General features: G+C 61.0%; 1 protein-coding gene. It reads left to right on the top strand.

Going from position 1 to position 1050, the window contains the following annotated elements:
• Nucleotides 1-93: 93 nt before the first annotated feature.
• A protein-coding gene (locus CK218_RS29890; RefSeq protein ID WP_095829759.1) for an IS630 family transposase occupies nucleotides 94-1034 on the top strand; the annotation gives its coding sequence in 2 pieces (ribosomal slippage) (nucleotides 94-427 and nucleotides 427-1034; 942 coding nt in all).
• Nucleotides 1035-1050: the final 16 nt, after the last annotated feature.

Raw genomic sequence — 1050 nt, 5'->3', positions numbered from 1 at the left:
CTAGAGCGGGATGAAATTGTTGGGAGTCGTTGAGGATTCCCAAATCAGCGGGTTTATGATTCACCATTCATGCTGGGAAGGAGGCCAGCATGGATGGCACTATCGATGGATCTGCGAGAGCGCGTCGTGGCGGCGGTGAAGACAGAGGGAATGTCGCGGCGCGCAGCTGCGAAGCGTTTCGGGGTCAGCTACAGCGCTGCGATCGAGTGGGTGAAGCTCGATGAGGAAACCGGCAGCGTAGCACCGCGCAAAGTCGGTGGTTCCAAGCCGAAGAAGCTATCGGGGGCCTGGCGCGACTGGCTCATTGAGCGCTGCCGCAAGCAGGCCTTCACGCTGCGCGGGCTTGTCGCCGAACTCGCCGAACGAGGGCTTGAGGTCGACTATCGCTCGGTCTGGGAGTTCGTCCACGCCGAGGGTCTGTCGTACAAAAAAAGACGTTGGTCGCGGCCGAGCAGGATCGCCCCGACGTAGCGCGCCGACGGGCGCAATGGCTGGCCTATCAGAACCGCATCGATCCTGCCCGCCTGGTGTTCATCGACGAAACCTGGACCAAGACCAACATGGCGCCACTCAGAGGCTGGGCGCCAGTTGGGCAGCGCATCAAGGCAAAGGTGCCGCACGGCCACTGGAAAACCATGACGTTCCTGGCCGCCTTGCGCCATGACGGCATCACCGCGCCATGGCTCATCGATGGGCCGATCAATGGCGAGCGCTTCCGCCTCTATATCGAGACCGTGCTGGTTCCGACCCTGAAGCCCGGCGACATCGTCGTCATGGACAATCTCGGCTCGCATAAGGGCAAGGCCGTGCGTCGCACCATTCGCAAGGCAGGGGCAAAGTTGATTCTCCTGCCCAAATACTCACCCGACCTCAATCCCATCGAACAGTTCTTCGCCAAGCTCAAACACTGGCTTCGAAAGGCGGCCAAACGGACGGCCGAGACCGTCTGCCAGGCGATCGGCGAAATCCTCAACCGGACGACACCCGCCGAGTGCTCAAACTACTTCGCCAATGCAGGATACGACCGGAGATGACTTCATCCCGCTCTAG

The sequence above is a fragment of the Mesorhizobium sp. WSM3879 genome, from assembly GCF_002294915.1.
Taxonomy (GTDB): Bacteria; Pseudomonadota; Alphaproteobacteria; order Rhizobiales; family Rhizobiaceae; genus Mesorhizobium.
Note: the sequence above shows the minus strand (reverse complement) of the source record. Positions and strands in the feature narration are given on the sequence as shown.